Annotated in this window: 14 protein-coding genes; 5 read left to right on the forward strand and 9 right to left on the reverse strand. The window is 52.4% G+C overall.

The window, feature by feature from the left end; genetic code table 11:
• Positions 1-8: 8 nt before the first annotated feature.
• Complete coding sequence (gene mltF / locus ACMAZB_RS10660; protein ID WP_435217060.1) at positions 9-1,433, forward strand: membrane-bound lytic murein transglycosylase MltF; 1,425 nt, start codon at positions 9-11, stop codon at positions 1,431-1,433.
• 41 nt (positions 1,434-1,474) lie between these two features.
• On the opposite strand, the gene ACMAZB_RS10665 is transcribed toward mltF, so the two are convergent.
• From ACMAZB_RS10665 to fusA, 3 genes are all read right to left on the reverse strand, one after another.
• Entirely contained in the window at positions 1,475-2,122 is a 648-nt protein-coding gene (locus tag ACMAZB_RS10665) for a DNA-3-methyladenine glycosylase family protein (RefSeq protein WP_435217062.1), read from the reverse strand.
• Positions 2,123-2,322: 200 nt separating this feature from the next.
• On the reverse strand, positions 2,323-2,808 hold the full coding sequence (gene tadA, locus ACMAZB_RS10670; RefSeq protein ID WP_435217064.1) for a tRNA adenosine(34) deaminase TadA: 486 nt from the start codon (positions 2,806-2,808) through the stop codon (positions 2,323-2,325).
• Between the two features lie 179 nt (positions 2,809-2,987).
• Positions 2,988-5,075 carry an elongation factor G gene (gene fusA / locus ACMAZB_RS10675; RefSeq protein ID WP_435217066.1) on the reverse strand — a complete coding sequence of 696 codons (2,088 nt, stop codon included), beginning with the start codon at positions 5,073-5,075 and terminating at the stop codon, positions 2,988-2,990.
• 552 nt (positions 5,076-5,627) lie between these two features.
• On the opposite strand from fusA, the gene ACMAZB_RS10680 reads away from it, so the two are divergent.
• Entirely contained in the window at positions 5,628-7,088 is a 1,461-nt protein-coding gene (locus ACMAZB_RS10680) for an amidase (RefSeq protein WP_435217068.1), read from the forward strand.
• Between the two features lie 69 nt (positions 7,089-7,157).
• Here ACMAZB_RS10680 and ACMAZB_RS10685 read toward each other — a convergent pair whose 3' ends face one another.
• Positions 7,158-7,748 (reverse strand): hypothetical protein, encoded by a 591-nt coding sequence (locus ACMAZB_RS10685; RefSeq protein WP_435217070.1) that lies wholly within the window; start codon positions 7,746-7,748, stop codon positions 7,158-7,160.
• 1,016 nt (positions 7,749-8,764) lie between these two features.
• On the opposite strand from ACMAZB_RS10685, the gene ACMAZB_RS10690 reads away from it, so the two are divergent.
• Complete coding sequence (locus ACMAZB_RS10690) at positions 8,765-9,301, forward strand: disulfide bond formation protein B (protein ID WP_435217072.1); 537 nt, start codon at positions 8,765-8,767, stop codon at positions 9,299-9,301.
• Positions 9,302-9,573: 272 nt separating this feature from the next.
• The gene (locus ACMAZB_RS10695) at positions 9,574-11,286 is read left to right on the forward strand and encodes an amidohydrolase (RefSeq protein ID WP_435217074.1); all 1,713 of its coding nucleotides are present in this window, start codon (positions 9,574-9,576) and stop codon (positions 11,284-11,286) included.
• Between the two features lie 40 nt (positions 11,287-11,326).
• On the opposite strand, the gene ACMAZB_RS10700 is transcribed toward ACMAZB_RS10695, so the two are convergent.
• From ACMAZB_RS10700 to ACMAZB_RS10720, 5 genes are all read right to left on the reverse strand, one after another.
• Complete coding sequence (locus tag ACMAZB_RS10700; protein WP_435217076.1) at positions 11,327-12,724, reverse strand: pyridoxal phosphate-dependent decarboxylase family protein; 1,398 nt, start codon at positions 12,722-12,724, stop codon at positions 11,327-11,329.
• A gap of 228 nt (positions 12,725-12,952) precedes the next feature.
• Positions 12,953-13,441, reverse strand: a complete 489-nt coding sequence (locus tag ACMAZB_RS10705) for an asparaginase domain-containing protein (protein ID WP_435217078.1) — start codon at positions 13,439-13,441, stop codon at positions 12,953-12,955.
• A gap of 132 nt (positions 13,442-13,573) precedes the next feature.
• The gene (locus ACMAZB_RS10710; protein WP_435217080.1) at positions 13,574-14,188 is read right to left on the reverse strand and encodes a hypothetical protein; all 615 of its coding nucleotides are present in this window, start codon (positions 14,186-14,188) and stop codon (positions 13,574-13,576) included.
• 116 nt (positions 14,189-14,304) lie between these two features.
• A complete protein-coding gene (locus ACMAZB_RS10715) occupies positions 14,305-15,924 on the reverse strand; it encodes a carboxylesterase/lipase family protein (protein WP_435217082.1) in 1,620 nt (539 codons plus the stop codon).
• 163 nt (positions 15,925-16,087) lie between these two features.
• Positions 16,088-16,624, reverse strand: coding sequence for a DUF1415 domain-containing protein (locus ACMAZB_RS10720; RefSeq protein WP_435220076.1), 537 nt, complete (start codon positions 16,622-16,624; stop codon positions 16,088-16,090).
• A 137-nt stretch (positions 16,625-16,761) separates the two neighbouring features.
• Between ACMAZB_RS10720 and ACMAZB_RS10725 the strand changes: the two genes are divergently transcribed.
• Positions 16,762-17,565, forward strand: coding sequence for a putative RNA methyltransferase (locus ACMAZB_RS10725; RefSeq protein WP_435217084.1), 804 nt, complete (start codon positions 16,762-16,764; stop codon positions 17,563-17,565).
• Positions 17,566-17,731: the final 166 nt, after the last annotated feature.

Raw genomic sequence — 17,731 nt, forward strand, 5'->3', positions numbered from 1 at the left:
CTAGGACCATGAGTTTTTTTAAAATCATTGCCATGTCGCTAGTGTTGATCTCGCTGTGGGGCTGTAGCGAGGACGACATTTTCCAAGAGCTTGCGGGGAATCGTGAGCTTGTTGTGGTGACGAGAAACAGCCCAACGACCTATTATTTTGACGGTGATCAGGCCTCTGGCTTTGAATATGACCTGATCAAGGCCTACGCCACTGCCCGGGGCTACACCCTGCGCGTCGAAGTGGCGTTTACCTTAGAGGAATTCATCCTTCAACTCGACCAGGGCCAAGTTCACCTGGGTGCCGCAGGAATGGCCATTAACAGTAAGCAAGCTGGGACACTTTTAGCGACGGCTCCCTACCTACAGCAGCGCCCAGTGGTCATCTATAAAAGCGGCAAGCGCCGCCCTCGCCGTTTGGCAGATTTGAGTCAGAGAGATGTGATTGTTCTGAGCGGCAGTAGTCACATCGAAGTGTTAGAAAACCTCAAAGAGCAAGTACCATTGCTTACTTGGCGCGAGGTGCAAATAGGCGACACTCTAGAACTGATGCAACTGGTCACGGAGGAGAAGGCCGAGCTCGCCGTGCTGGGGGCGGCTGAATTTCGGCTTCAACAACAGCTTTACCCACGTTTAGTTGCGGCACTTGATCTTGAAGTGGAGGAATCTATCGCTTGGTATCTGCCCAATATTTCAGGAGCTAGCGCCCTGCAGGCCGATATCAATCTATTTCTCGCAGCGGCGCGGCAATCAGGAGAGCTCGAGAAAATCCGTGAACGGCATTTTGGAACGACGCGCTTCTCATCGAGAATGGGCGCGTTTACCTTCAACCGGCGGGTCGAGAGCGTGCTCCCTAAGTGGCAGCCCCTTATTGAAAGAGTTGCCACTGAATATCAAATGGATTGGCGTCTGTTAGCCGCTGTTTCCTATCAAGAGTCACATTGGAACCCTACCGCCAGATCCAGAACAGGGGTTGAGGGGATGATGATGCTGACACGCAATACGGCCAAAGAGTTAAATGTTGTTGACCGCAGGGACCCCCAACAAAGCCTGCGAGGCGGTGCGCGCTTCATCAAAAATCTCCTGAGGCGCCTTCCTGCCGACATTGAGCAACCGCATCGGCTGTGGATGGCACTCGCGGCCTATAATATCGGGCTAGGCCACCTTGAAGACGCTAGAGTGATCGCCGAAAAAAAGGGTCTTAACCCCCATATTTGGTCCGATGTACGCTCGCAATTACCCAAGCTCCAAAACCCTGACGTTTATCCCAGCACACGATTTGGCTTTGCCCGGGGTAATGAGGCGGTCACTTATGTCGACAACATTCGTCAGTATTACTCTACCCTACAGCTGATGGCTGTGGCGGATGAACGCATCCAGCCCCCGATCAATGTCGCGGAGATGGCCGGGAATAACTCAGCATTGGCGCTGCCGATCGCCCTGTAGTGACCAGTGCGAAGTGACCCCCAACCACCAAACCTCAATACCTAAGCAGCGTCTTGAGGCACGTTCGAATAATAGTGCCAACACAACAAAGCCAGCGCGCTTTTATGGGGAGAGAAAGGCTCTGCCAAACTCTCAGTTTGCTTCGAAGTTGGCCGCTCGGAAAGACCCAAAAGGCGCCCGAAACCAACCCGCACGGCAAGATCACCGCTAGGCCAGATATCGGTGCGGCCCAAAGAAAACATCAGATACATTTGGGCCGACCAAGCACCGAAGCCGCGGATTGCGGTGATGCGCTCTAACACCTCCTCATCAGACATTTTCGGTAAATCTAGTAGCGGTAAATCATCCTCGACAACAGCAGTAGCTAAACTGCGCAGATACGAGACTTTTTGACGGGACAAACCTGCGGCACGCAGGGCCTCCTCATCACGGGACAAAAGCACTCCGGGCTCGAGTTGACCGTTGAGTGATGCCACTAAACGTTGCGTGATTGCCTCTGCAGCTCGAGTCGATACCTGTTGCCCCACCACTATTTTAGCCAGCGAATCGAAGCCATGGGCTCGCTTCCGAGCGGGGGGGAAGCCAACAAGATTTAGGGCTTCCGCAACGCGGGTATCGCTATCTGCCGCCGCGTTAAGCGCTTTCTTAATATGAGCATCGGTCAGTCGATAATTGGCAACGCGTTCCACTGGCTATAAACCTCGAGCACGGCACTTGAGAATGAGGCTTAGCCTGACCCTGGGCACCAACATTGGCAACGGATTTTTGTTCATTTTTCAATATCTGATGTCGCACCTTTGGGCCCCTGGCCCTTTTACGGCGTAAGCACGGAACACTCAAGCCGCGGCCGCACTCCCATGACTCTCGTAGAGACCACTGCTCGCGGCACTTAAATTGAAGAACCCGACTTACTATTCCGGTGACGATCTCGCCGGCCTTGGAAGAACTGTCGAAGTAAATTCGCAGACGCGTCGCTGGCGACACCCTCTGTCCACTCCACACGGTGATTCAGGGCTGGATTGTTGAAGGTTGAGGCCGTGCTGACCACAGCGCCCGCTTTAGGCTCACGAGCGGCAAACACCAACCGCTGAACCCGAGCGTGAATCAGAGCACCACAACACATGGTGCAGGGTTCCAAGGTCACGTATAGCGTGGTGCCCGGCAGTCGATAATTAGCGACCTTCTGACTAGCTGACCTGAGTGCCAGTACTTCTGCATGAGCCGTTGGGTCGCAACCCGCGATCTGTGCGTTACTCGCCACGGCTAAAACCTCTCCAGTATCTGCGACCAAGACTGCACCGACAGGCACCTCATCCCTGGCGCCAGCAGTACTTGCGGCCTCAAGCGCCAAAGCCATGTAGTCATGATCGTCCAAGTTCTAACCCTCTGCGGTTGAAGAGCGCCTGTGCGGTCGAAACCAAGTGCTCATTGTGCCATCCGACGCGGATTCCATCATTACCAGATTCCGACCATAAAAAAACCCCGCGAGTTTCGTCGCAGGGTTTCTTTACTGTAGGACCTTGCCGAGCGGGTCCTACTGCTATGAGGCGCTTATTATGCTTTAGCGGCTCGTCGCTCTTTCTCTTCCACAATCACCTTCTCCGAGACAGATGCAGGGCAAGGTAGGTAGTGGGAGAATTCCATAGAGAACTGACCACGTCCCGAGGTTATTGTTCTCAGGTGCCCGATATATCCAAACATCTCTGCCAGCGGCACGTCGGCCTTGATACGAATACCCGTAGGCGTTGAGTCTTGATCCTTGATCATGCCTCGACGTCGATTCAAGTCACCAATGACATCTCCAACATTATCTTCAGGAGCAAACACGTCAACTTTCATCACCGGTTCAATCAGCTGAGGGCTCGCCTTAGGCATTGACTGCCGGTAAGCACCCTTGGCCGCCAACTCAAAGGCAATCGCCGAGGAGTCGACCGCGTGGAAACCACCGTCATGAAGCTCCACTGCAACGTCGAGTACGGGGAATCCAGCCAGAGGGCCCTCTTCCATCATGACTCGGAAGCCCTTCTCAATTGCTGGGAAGAATTCCTTGGGTACGTTGCCGCCGACAACGCTTGACTTAAACTGGTAACCGCTGCCTGGCTCACCAGGAATAATTTTGTAATCGATCTTTCCGAATTGACCTGAACCGCCCGACTGCTTCTTATGAGTGTAAGAATCCTCGATCGCGCTGGTGATTGTCTCGCGGTAAGCCACCTGTGGCTGACCCACATCAAGCTCGACGCCATAGGTTCGCTTTAAAATATCGACTTTAATGTCCAGGTGGAGCTCACCCATTCCCTTGAGAATGGTCTCTCCTGAATCCTCGTCGGTCTCGACGCGGAAAGAGGGGTCCTCTGCAATCATCTTACCGATTGCAACACCCATTTTTTCTGTACCGGCCTTATCCTTAGGGGCCACCGCGATAGAAATAACGGGCTCTGGGAATACCATCGCCTCAAGGGTGCAGGGCTCTGCGGTGCTGCACAGGGTGTGACCCGTCTGGACGTTTTTCATGCCTACGCAGGCAAAAATGTCACCCGCTTGCGCCCTATCGATTTCGTTGCGCTCATCGGCGTGCATTTCAACCATTCGGCCGACGCGCTCGGTTTTCCCAGTCGCAGAGTTGAGAATGGTGTCGCCTTTTTTAATCTGCCCCGAGTAGACCCGAATGAAAGTCAGTGCACCGAAGCGATCATCCATGATTTTGAACGCCAGCGCTCGAAACGGCTCTTCGGTCGAGACTATCGCCTTTTCGCCGGTAGCATTGCCCTCCTCGTCGGTCAGATCCTGCGGATCCACTTCCGTGGGGCTTGGCAGGTAGTCAACAACCGCGTTGAGTACCAGCTGAATGCCCTTGTTCTTAAACGCCGAACCACAATAAGTGGGGAAAAAGTGCAGTCTACGCGTACCCTCTCGGATGCAGCGCTTGATGTCGTCCATAGAGGGCTCTTCACCCTCCATATAGGCCATCATGACGTCATCGTCCATCTCCACCGCGGCTTCGATGAGCTGTTCGCGGTACATTGCAGCGTCGTCGACCAAATCAGCGGGAATATCGGTCACTTCGTAGTTTTCGGGCAAGCCTGAGTCGTCCCAGATGTATGCCTTTTGAGTCAGAATATCGACCACACCGGTGAACTCGTCCTCAGTGCCGATAGGCAGTGTCATCACTAACGGGTTTGCACCCAATACATTTCGTACCTGATCTACAACTCGGTAAAAGTCAGCACCGATGCGATCAAGTTTGTTGACGAAGATAAGGCGAGAAACCTCTGAATCATTAGCGTAGCGCCAGTTAGTTTCTGACTGAGGCTCAACGCCACCTGATCCGCAAAAAACACCGACGCCGCCATCCAAAACTTTCAGTGACCGGTACACCTCAACCGTAAAATCGACGTGTCCAGGAGTATCAATAATGTTTAAGCGATGGTCATCCCAGAAGCAGGTCGTTGCTGCCGATTGAATGGTGATACCACGCTCCTGCTCCTGCTCCATGAAATCGGTGGTTGCGGCACCATCATGGACTTCACCGGTCTTGTGGATTTTACCGGTTAGCTTAAGGATACGCTCAGTCGTCGTTGTCTTACCGGCATCAACGTGTGCAAAGATGCCAATATTTCGGTAGATGGATAAGTCTGTCATGGTTTTTGTCGCCCAGTCGGAATTAATTCTTGGTTGCCTACACCCAAACCCCTTGTACAGTGCACCGCTCGATGCAGGAACACATCGGCAACGCTTGCGCGGTACAGTCACCAAAAAGAGGCCGTAGACGTCGTCACAGAGTCGTGCCAGCAACGTGCTGCCGACCCATGTGCAATTCGTGGTGCGCTATGTACCACATCCGGAGTTTCAGCTGAAGGGGCTGCCGCCATTTAAGGTGGGCAAAGCGGAAAAAATACGGTTTTCTTTCCCAAAAATGCCAATTTGGGCCTTTTTGTCCCTCGCAATCGGCACTCGCCCGGAGACACCGGCCATTTTCCTTTTTTTGCTAATCCACCGGGTTCAATTTGAGCCCGCACCCCGCACAGGATCCGATTGATGATATTGACTCGCTCCACAACGTGCTCGTGCAAGCATTTCCCAAATTGCTCCCTAACTGCACTGCAAAGCACTGAACATAGCGATACAAAACTTGCTCGGCCTCGCCACCTGATCTAGCGTGTCAGCAATAACCACAACGATTAAGGGATAGACATGACCAGCCTCGCCTTCGAAAGCGGCCTCCAGCTGGCCGAGCGCCTGAAGAAAGGAGACCTTAGCGCCGTTGAATTGCTTGATTATTTTCTGGACAGAGTGGGTCGCTTTAACCCGCAGCTAAACGCCGTCATAGAACTGCAAGAAGAAAAGGCCAGAGAGTGGGCCGACGCCGCAGACAAGGCACGAGCTGGGCATCCCGCAGAGTCCCTCGCACCCTTTCAAGGCGTACCGATGACGATTAAAGAAAGTTTCGATGTCACAGGAATGCGCACAACACGTGGCAACCCGGCTTTCGAGCACCACGTCGCCAAAATCGATGCCCTAGCTGTATCGCGTCTGCGAAAAGCTGGTGCCAATATCTTTGGCAAAACTAACGTGCCTCTGGACCTCGCCGATTTTCAGTCATACAACGCCATTTACGGGACTACGAATAACCCCTGGGATATCGAGCGCACCGCCGGGGGCTCCTCAGGGGGCTCCGCGGTCGCGATGGCCGCCGGCTTATCCGGCATTGAAAACGGCTCAGATATTGGCGGCTCCATTCGAAATCCAGCCCATTATTGCGGGGTGTTCGGCCACAAACCCACCTGGGGACTGTTGCCACCGAGAGGACATGCAGCGCCAGGGGTCTTGGCACAGTCTGATTTAGCCGTTATTGGCCCAATCGCGCGCAGCGCTCGAGATTTGGAGGCCCTACTGCTGGCAGAGGCAGGGCCTGATGAAATCATGGCTGGCGGCTATCGGTTGGATTTATCCCGCCCCACCTTTTCAGATCTAAAGGAATTACGAATCGCAGCCATGGTCAACCACCCACTCGCGCCGGTGTCGCAAATTTGTGAAGCTCGGGTTGAGGGAGTGCTAGACATCATTCGACATGCTGGAGGCAAGGTAAACTACGACGCCCGACCTGACTTCGATTTGGGTGCGGGACATGAGGTCTACCAAAATTTACTTTGGGCGGTTATGGCGTCCCGCTCAGATGACGCAACTTATGCCCAATTGACTGAGGAGGTCGCGGCACTAGCACCCGATGATCAATCAGCACGGGCGCAAAACCTCAGGGCACGGTTTGCAACCTACCGCGACTACAGCACCGCCAATGAGGCCCGAACGCATCAACGCTGGGCGTGGCATCAGTTTTTTCAAGAGTATGACGTGATGGTGACGCCAATAATGGCCACCCCCGCCTTCCCGCACGATCATCAACCCTTTGGGCAACGTACCGTTGAAGTTGATGGCGCACCACGGCCCTATTTCGAGCAGTTATTTTGGGCCGGCCTTGCGATTAACAGCTACTTGCCTGCCACGATTGTGCCCACAGGAACTCTCGGTGGGGGCTTGCCTGTGGGTGTGCAAATCATCGGACCTGAATTTGGCGATTTAAAAGTGCTGCATGTTGCCAAGCTTTTGGAGCAGGAAGGCTTGGCGTTTGTGCCGCCCCCGGGTTACGAGGATTAAATTTTGGCACCAGAGCAGGGTGACTCAGGTCTACCTGACTGATGGCCAGCTAAGCAGACCACCCCACGCTTAGTCATCACACAGCAATGACATTTTTGCTTTGGCAAATTCAAACTCTTGGGAAGTGGTTGCGTCTACCACCATTTGCTTGGCTTGCAAACACTCATCAGCTTCTTCCGCTGAAACTTCTGCCACCGCCGCAACCACTGCCGCGTTGGCAGGCTGACAGTAGCCTGAAGAAATACGGCGGACATTGGCGGTCTCTCCCGCTTTTTCAACGGCTACGCAATCACCTCGCACAATTTCCGTTTGGTCGGTGACCACCTGTGCCATTCCCGCAGACCCCATGTCGATGGTGTACAACATGCCATGAGTACTTCCTTGGGAGCTCGAGGCGATTGCTCCACCCGCTGCGGCACCGACAAGGGCATTACGCGCCTTCTTTTTGTTGCTTTTACCCCCGGCACTCGCCAGTCCAAGAGCGCCACCGACAACAGCGCCGCGAGGTACCGCGCTATTAAGATTAACCGTCTCTTTCTGGATGACCGTTCCGTATTGAACTATCACGTTTTGCCCCTTTTTTTGCGCCTGAACTGCCGGCACAACAACTAAAAATGACGCAAACACAAGGGTAGTAGCAAAAGAAGAGGTACCGCGCATACAAAAGATCCTTTTTTGATGAAGTGCATATAATTTGGTGATGTGTCGTAAAATGAAATAACAATTTTTGTTAATGTTCGATTTTCACACCGTTGACTCCGACCTCTTTGAGTCTCGGCGGTGCTCTCAGATGCCCCTTGGTAGAGCTTCATACTCTATAAAGGGCCGCGATAAACCTCGCTGTCCCCCCTAGAAGCCTTAAATTAAGATGAAAACATCCCCTCGGGGTTTTGTGTCGCCGAGGCCCTGAGAGGGCTATGCTCCCAATCGTTGAAAGCAAAACCCATGAAGTCTCGGCGATCAGACTGGCGCCTAACGCTGGCTCGTTCGGCACCTGTCGTCGTCACACAACGTCAGGGTGCTCCCAAGGGTTTTTCTTAAGTGAAAAGCCTATCATAGGGTCTCGGCTTTAATTTTTCCAAAATGCGACAATTTTTTACACAAAAAGCGACAAAACGGGCCTTCATTGCGACAGCGTGGATGTTGACTCTTTCAGACGTGGTAACGGCGTGCGGCCTTGGAGCCATTTTTTCCCGAGCCGTAACCCAGTTCGCCAAATTGTTTCGTCTGTGCCCAAAAAATTTTGAAACCGCTCCCCCCTCAAAGTTGGGAGGCCCCTTTATATTGTCGCGCCAGTGATTTATTTTTTGTAATGCTACGGTCACTACACGGGCTGGGCTCGGCTGAGTCAATTTGTAAATTTTTAAAGACCATCAAAAAAACAGGTCTAAATCACGACCGACAGATGAATAGCTTGGGGGATAGTCAATGGGGGGCTCGAAGGCACTTTGACGCAAAGCTTGACCATTGCGCTAGAGTGAAAGGCGGCCGTATCGCTGGCGACTAGGCGACTAGGCGACTAGGCGACTGCCATTTTATCGACTTATCGGCATATACTGTGGCGGCAAAAGCACCGTGGGAACGAACCGTGCCGGTGCATTGGCACCGAACAGAACTTAACGGTGCCTTTGCAACGAATACGGAGTGAACGGAACATAACCACTCAGGAAGTTAAAATGCAGACTGCGGTAACGTTATTCAGCTCTCGTAGCTACTGGCTGACGATAACTGCGGCCAGCCTGGCCATGCTGGTCATCGCGCTTTACTACCAATATGCCCTCGGTGAAGAGCCCTGCCAGGTCTGTATTCAGACTCGCCTCTGGGTATTTGGCTTACTTTTAGTCAGCATGACTTTAGCAGCACTCCCAGAAAATCGTCACTTGAGGCTCTCCGGTAACCTTTTGGCGCTGACCTGCGCCGTCGGGCTGGGCGAGCGCGCTTGGTTTCTTTACCAGTTAGAAAATGGCATTGGTAATGGCAGCTGCGAATTCCAGCTAGGGATGCCCGATTGGTTTGCCGTTGATCAGTGGTTTCCATCGCTATTTGAGGTACGGAATTTATGCTCTTTTACCCCAGAAATGCTGTTCGGGGTCAGCATGGCTGAGGGACTTCTGCTTATTGCAGCGCTGCTAGGCGCCGTTATCAGTTGCGCTCTCGTTAGCCATCAAATGACCGGCCGGGCTGAGGCTAAATCCACTAGCGCCTCACGATAACGCAGGGAAAAATGACCTCGGGCCATGCTCCGGGGATTGCCATGCTGTCTCCCAACTCGCTCAATTTTTTTCGGAGTCGCTGGCGGCAGCGGCCCCTTACTCTGTCACCAACTAGGCTCTCCAAGAAGTCAAACAACCAAAACCTGCAAGAGCCGCTTTGACCTCAATCAACCGCTGTTTCCCATCATTTCGATCACTGGGACTCCTACTCCAAAAAAGCTGTAAGCTCCTGCTACAGAAGCATAAGTTTTATCACCAACTGGGTGCTAAATATGGAAAGGTCTCTCGCGGTTTTGTCATTTTTTGCTGCTATTTGCTGGTCGCTGCAAACCCTCGCCGATGAAAGTCACCAAACGGCCGACCGCGTTATTTTGGGTAGCATTTATACCGTCAATGAAGGCCAGCCCTGGGCGGAAGGGATTGCCCTAAAAAATGGCGTCATCGTTTATGTGGGTAACGAGTCAGACAGCCGCCGCTGGATCGGTGAAGGCACTGAAGTGACGACACTTAAGCAGCAGATGGTCATACCAGGCTTTCACGACTCCCACGCTCACCTACTAATCGGCGTTGCTACCGATACGGAATGTGACCTTATCAGGCTTGAAAGCATCGCTGAGGTCGAAGCACAACTTACTCAGTGTCAGGGGCTTTCCGGATTTGGCAATGCCCAGTGGATCATTGGTTCAGGCTGGGCCCCCTATCTTTGGCCTAAGGCAGAGCCCAATAAAGCGTTGCTTGATCGGTTGTTCCCAGACCGCCCCGTGTACCTGTCATCAAGCTTTGGCCATTCTGCCTGGGTCAACAGTAAGGCAATGGAGGTCTTAGGCATCACGGCTGACACCGACCCCGGTGCCGATGGCGTTGTTGTACTAGATCCCCAGACCGGCGAGCCCACGGGCACCTTGCACGACGCCGCCATGCTACTCGTAAAGAATTTCCTTCCGGAAATGACAGAGGAGCATCGGCTGGACAGCATCCGTGCAGCACTCGCCATGGCCCATGAGCTGGGTGTAACCGCGGTCATTGAGCCCGGTGTTGATGCGGACATATTGGCCCCCTTGGTAACTCTGGCTGATCGGGGCGAACTCAAAATAAGAGCGCTCACCTCCCTCTCCACAATTAACTGGCAACCCGGTGTTTTTGACGATGCCATTTTCGAGCTGCTAGAGCAGCGAGATCAGTGGCGTCGCCCTAATATTGGCGTCGATTCCGTAAAAATTTATATGGATGGCGTTATCGAAAGCTACACGGGCGCCTTACTCGAGCCTTATGAGGGTTCAAACCATGAGAGGGGGCCGCGCTTTTACAGTCAGGCGCAAGTCAATCGCTACTTCAGCCGTTTTGACGCTATGGGGCTGCAGATTCATGTCCATGCCATTGGCGATGCTGGAGTGCGGATTGCCCTCAACGGTTATGAAGCTGCGCAAGCAGCCAATGGTCCCTCAAACAACCGTCACCACGTAACCCATTTACAGCTCATCTCCGAGGAAGATGTGCCCCGCTTTGCCCAATATAATATTGGCGCAACATTTCAGCCCCTGTGGGCCTATTATGATCCCGCCGCGATTGAACTCGATATTCCCGCGATTGGCGCCGAACGCACGCACAGCATGTACCCAATTGGCAGCGTCCATCGCAGCGGGGGCCGCATCAACGGAGCTAGTGACTATTTTGTGACCGACATGAACCCGTTACTGGCGATCGAAGTCGGTATCACCCGCCAAGACCCCTACACCAACAGTGGCACGCCTCTTAATGCCAGCGAGGGCGTGGATTTGGCCACCATGATCAAGGCCTACACCATTAATGGCGCTTACACGATGGGCCTCGAACAGCAGCAAGGCAGCATCGAAGTGGGCAAACGAGCAGACCTAGTGATATTGGACAGCAATCTTTTCGAGCTGAAGCCTTATGAAATCTCTGATGCCGCTGTGGTTGAGACGATCTTCGCGGGTGAAACCGTCTTCAAAATCGACGCTCCCTGAGCCTGAGATAATACTCACTAGGTAACGGGCTAAACCGGCACTAGACCATTCCAGCGTAGATTTCTTTTATAACAGCATGCGCCAACATGACGTCTTCGTGAGTGGTATCAAACTGCCCCACCTGAAGTCGAATGACTTTCTGATCCTGCCAAATACTCTGGGTCAAATAAATACGGCCATCGTCGTTAATCGCATCAACCAACTGCTGCTGCACACTGTCGTCGCCCTCGCACCGAAAAGAAAAAAGACTGAGCACAGGCTCACTCGTAATAAAAAACCCCGGAGTTTGCCGTATAACCTCGCACAGCTCCTGCGCCCAAACCACATGGTTGCGCAGTCGAGTTCGCAACCCTTCCAAACCATAGGATCGAATTAAAAACCAAAGTTTGAGGGCCCGAAATCGACGTCCCAAAGGAATGGTCCATTCCGAAAAATTCGTAATGTCCTCTCGACTAGTCGTTAAATATTCAGGCTGAATTTTCAACGTATCAATTTGTGCTTTTTCGTCTCTGAGAAACTGCACGGAACAGTCGAACTGGGCTCCCAGCCATTTATGCGGGTTAAATACTATGCTGTCAAAGTCGCTGACGCCTTCCCATAAACCGCGTCGTAAGTCAGGGCAAATCATCGCCGCACCCGCCCAAGCAGCATCGACATGGGTGTATAGATTCTCGTCTTTGGCAATAGCTGCAATCATCTCAAGATCGTCGCAGGCTCCAATGCTCGTTCCCCCAGTGACCGCAATAATACCTGCGGGGTGGTATCCGGCGGCTCGATCGGCACTAATAGCGCTACGCAGCGCGTCGCCGTCTAAAGTGTGGAGCGAACCCTGAGTGGGAAGCTTCACCAAATTGGCCTGCCCAATACCAGCAATCCAGCACGCGCGATCGATGGATGAGTGGACCTGTTCGGAGCAATAAATTCGAATTTTTCCCTGCTCTGAAAGGCCTTCTGCGTTGCCAGTAAAACCCGTCGCTCGCTCTCGCATAGTGAGCACCGCAGAGAGCGTCGCCGAGGATGCGCTGTCCTGAATTACGCCTGTATAACCATTAGCAATACCTAAAGCCTGTCGCAGCCAATCCACCATCACCTGCTCCATCTCCGTGGCTGCAGGAGATGTTTGCCAAAGCATGCACTGCGCCGCAATGGTAGAAACCAACATTTCCGCCAACATTGAAGGTGGTGCGGCATTTGCTGGAAAATAGGCGAAAAATCGTGGGTGCTGCCAATGCGTCATCCCCGGCATAACGATGCGCTCAAAGTCGCCCATGATGGTAGTCATATCTTCGCTGGTTTCGGGGGGGGACGCCGACAGCTGTGCCTTAATAGCCCCGGGTGCTGTTTGAGCACGCACCGGTAGAGCTCGAATGTTCTGATGATAATCAGAGGCCCATTCAGAAATTTTTCTGCCCCACTCGGCAAACTCATCCCACTGCACGACAATGACCCCCTGAAAGATTTAGCCCATTAACTCACTATAAAACACCATAACTTGCCTGCACCGTAATGGCTCCATTTCTGTCGCAACGCCCTTCCCATTTTTTTCTCAGGACTGGCCTACAACCGCTGGACACAACACTGCGCCACCCCAGCGCATCGAGATGCGTGTTTGCTGATACGTGCCGTCGACAGTGCTTTAACAGGTAGGACTAAAGGGGTAATGAAGTCAGTTTTCCAGCAACTCGAACCGATTTTTCTCGAGATTTTTTTGCACATTGTCTGGGGTAAACACCCGCCCGTTCATCACGATATAACATCCATTAGGTAAGGTTTGTACCGCAGCAACCGACCCACCAATATTAAAAACAGCGTCGTTGTGTGCAAAGGCGGCGGGCTGCAAAGCTCCTGTCAAAACAATCGTTTTACCTTGAATGGCCGAAAGGGCACTGGCTGTTGCGATCATACCGTCGGTTCCGTGGGTAATGAGCACGCGGTTGCAAGAGGAGGCGCTAACGCGCTCAACAATGTAGCCCCGATCTTCGTCGGTCATATCGAGGCTATCGACCTTCATCAGCTCCTCAACCACAAACTCAAAACCCACCCCCATACTGTCAAGGAGAGGGCCGACAATCGCATCACCTATTTCATAATCGCTTTTTTTATCGAAATAAATCTTGTCGATCGTACCGCCCGTGGTGAATACCGCGAGTTCCATATTTAACCACTCCACACATAGGGCACTGATTTACCCAAAGTCATATCAACCCAGCGTTATCGGGCAATAAATTTTGCCACACAGGTTCCAAAATTATCCCGCAAGCTCTCAACATGAGCTATCAGCCCTTCCTTAGGCCTTTACTTTTCTCCTCCACCAGATGATCACAGGTAGCATGAGAATTGTCGGTAAAATCCAGCCTAACCAAGGTGGCGTCATGCTGACGTTAACCACTAAAACCGCGGTCACAACTGCAATGGTGCCGCCCAACATATTGGTGAGATGCTTGGCGATTCGAACTTTACCCGTTGCAGCACGATCCCGATGAGATTTTGTATCGGCTAAACCCAACGCAATGGCGATAAACCCAAAAACACTTAAAGTTACGGATGTGCTGGTGAATTGCGGGTAATCCTTGAACGCGAGCAATCCCATCAAAAGACCCGAGGACACCATGATAATTACTGCTAGCCAGTCCAGCCACTGAGGCTCACCACTTCGATTTCTAGCAAAACGCCAACCCGAAAATGCGAGGTAAAAAGAGAACAGTGCCACAAGAAACAGAAAAGTATTCGCCGTCAACACAGCCATGATCACAGCCGTCAAAAAAATTACAACCATGGAATAAAAAAAAGTGCTGCCGACCCGCTTATGCGACCGACCGCCTTTTTTGACTGCCAGTGCGGCACCCGCAGAAACTAAAGCAAGCGACCCTGCGACAATATGCAACGTGAGCAAACCGTTCATCGTTTATCCTTAGGGAATTCTTCCCACCCTTAATCTACGGTGCTCACCCAGCAAGAGGGCAACACCTGCTGCCAGGCATTCATCCATCGATTGTTATTCCAGCCCTGAGGCCGGCACTACAGCAGCGCTGGCAATTCCATAATATCTAGTTGGGGTCTGCGTACACCCTGCACCGTGGTCGGCACTTCATTGATGACCTGAGTGTTTTGTAACACAGGATCAAAGGCTGGCCATGGAGGTATTTGATCGCCATTAGGATTCCCTGAACGCGCAAAGTTGACCCAATAGCGCATCATATTTTGCGAGACCTTGCGGTCAGCATCAGTCCAATCAAAGCCAACCTTATCAGTATTACCGAATACCAAGGCTAAATCACCCGAATGGTAAGCGCCGCCGCTACGCGGTCCACCCGGCAAACTTAATTCGGGGGGCTCAGACATGTACAAATGAAAGGCCGGAGGAACATGATCCATGAAATAGAAAAATGTCGGCTGGCCAACGGCGTGCTGATAGCCCGCCCACCGACGCATACCAAAGGCCATAAAATAATCGGTGGCAACAGCGTGCTGAATCTCCCCCGGAGTCAAACCAGGCTCGGAATAAAACGGTTTTAAGCCCAGGCCCTTATTGCCCCAAAGCATCGTTAAAAAACCGTCTAAACCCTCATCGGTTAAGGCTAAATCAACCGGAAATAACTCTTCCCCTTCATTGGCAAGAAAGCCCAGAAGCAAGGGCACTTTTGCCTGCCGCCCCGCCTTAAACGTGACGTCGGGCAGCTCGGGCAGTACCCAGCCATCAACGGTAATGCGACTCGCGTCTGCCCATTGAGTGGACTCTGAAGCTGCCAATATCGTTTCCGGCTCTATTTTTCGTAAAGCCACCAAAGTCGTCGCATCCAAAGTATTTACCAGTGCGCGGCCTCGCTCGTAGCCATTGGCATCTTGTTTCGGGATTGTATTGACGCAGGCTGCTGACTGACCGATCGCTTTGCTGAATAGCCCCTCGGCTAAGGGCGACGCCATGAGCGCACATACACTTTGTGAACCCGCTGATTGCCCAAAAATAGTGACATTATTGGGATCGCCACCAAATGCTGCGGCATTGTTTTGCACCCACTTAAGGGCCGCAATCTTGTCCAATAGTCCGTAGTTGCCTGCACTACTGTGCATCGATTCACCCGCCAACAGCGGGTGTGCGAGAAAGCCAAAGGGCCCCAGACGATAATTGATGGTTACTAGTATGACGCCTTGCCCGGCCAATTCAGATCCGTCGAAAATCGGCGAATGACCTTGCCCACTAGTGTGCGCGCCACCATGGAACCACACCATAACTGGCTGTTTTTTCGTCGGCTGCGAAGTCCAAACATTGAGATACAAACAATCTTCAGACACCGCAAAGGCTTCCCTACGCCAGACAAAATTAGAGGTGTGTTGTAGTTGATAACAACTGTCAGAAAAGGTGTCGGCTTTACGCGCACCCTGCCACGAGCTTGGCGCAACAGGTGGCCGCCAGCGCAAGTCTCCCACCGGTGGTTGTGCATAGGGCAGACCTCGAAACACAGTGACCGAAGCCCCCGACGCAGGCGTATAAGGCGACTCGACGCCTTGCACAGCACCTTGCACAGCACCTTGCTCAACAAACACGGTTTGTGGCGACGACACCGCCTGCATCGGCTCTATTTCAGCCCCGCAACCCAATAGCAGAAGCAGGTGAAAAATTCCAAAGATCCTGAGCATGCCCTGCCTCCTACGGGTATCGTTTGCCACTCGCGCTCTCATCGTAGTGAAGCCCTGTAATTGCGGAAACTCACGTGCCAATTAAACCAATCTGCTGATTACACTGTTAGCACAGCAGGAAAGCCTCATCAAAATTCAAGCGACCAAATTTCGACGGAAACCATTACCCGAAGCATGCCCGCCAGCGGGCCTCAAGCTCTACCGCGCCCAATTGATTCAGCGTGGTGATATTTTGATCAGAAATCAACGCCGCCTCCGCAGACGACTCAACGGCGCGATCAACGCTAGACTCTCGCAGTATGTGCACCATGGGGTAAGGCGAGCGATTGGTGTAGTTCTCAGCGTCATCGACGGCAGTCCCGGCAAATTGATAGTACGGGTGAAAACCCACCAATTGATAAATGCCCACCCTATCCATTAACTCAAGCAACCTCTGAATGACATCTTGAAAGTCATTAAAATCTCTAAAATCTGTAAGTGCTGATGGCAGTATCAAAAAGCTGGTTTCAATATTTTCATTGTTATCCAGAACCATGATTGCATCTGTCAGCGCGTGCAGGATGCCCTCCTGATCACAGCCCTCATAAACGCAAAAATCAATGGTACTACGCATAACCTCGCGTTTCGCAAACGGGCATAGATTAAGCTCAACAACAAACGTCTGAATCCACTGCTGTGTAATGTCGATCGGTGCTTTTATTGGCTCATCCCCTCGCTGATATCAATGCTATGGTGGTGCCCCAGTGAGCAACCGCCTTGTTTTGTGCACGGAGGTACAATAACAGGGGTTTCAACTGCCACACTAGATTATCAACGACAGAAGTGTAGAGCCCCATCATGGTTTGGATATGCCCTATTTGCGAGCTAGGTCTTGAGAAAACTCCGCAGGGCTGGTCTTGCGACAACCAGCACAGCTTTGACCAAGCCAAAGAAGGCTATGTCAATTTACTGCCAGCCCACCAAAAACGCAGTAAAAATCCAGGGGACAATCTTGAGATGGTGCTGGGCCGCCGGACTATTCATGAAGCGCACCTGTATCAGCCTTTGGCTGAGGCCTTAACGAATGTCGTCGCAGGTTGTAAGCACATCAGCACCTTGCTCGATATTGGTAGTGGCGAAGGCTACTACGGTGGCTTTATCGCCAGATCAGTTCCCGGGATTACTATTTATGGGATTGATATCGCAAAATCCGCGGTAAGGTTGGCTGCTAAAACATACCGCAATCAGCGTTTTGCCGTGGCGGGTGCTCGTCATCTGCCAGTGGCAAACTCAAGCATTGACTTAGCCATGTGCATTTTTTCCCCCTCAACAGATAACGAGGTTGCTCGGGTGCTGAAAAACGGGGGGCATTATCTAGAGGTCGGTCCTGCACCTCGCCACCTGTGGCAGCTCAAGACAGCGCTTTACGATCAGCCCCGTGAACACAGTGAATTGAGACGCTCCGTAGAAGGCAGTACGCTCGCTCAAGACGGCGAGGTCTGTTACGACAAGCAACTCAATAACGCACAGCTGCAAGCATTAGTGGCCGCAACGCCACTTGCGTTTGGCGGTCACCGCGAGAAAAAGGCCGAGCTTTTAGAGCAAAAAGAATTCACGGTAACAATGGCCTTCTCTTGGCGATTATTTACCTTCAGTAACTAACACGTTGGCAAACCGCATCAAACAAAACGGAAAGCTTTGGGCTTTGAGCCTACATCGAAAAACTTAGTCGGAGTGGCCAGGGCTTTTTAATCCCAGCGATAGCTGACGTTCATGACAAGTCCTTGCCAAAAAGTAACCCTTAGCCCCAGGGCGAGGGCGAGGGCAT

It is taken from the genome of Luminiphilus sp. nBUS_07 (assembly GCF_051201685.1).
In the GTDB taxonomy this organism is placed as follows: Bacteria; Pseudomonadota; Gammaproteobacteria; order Pseudomonadales; family Halieaceae; genus Luminiphilus.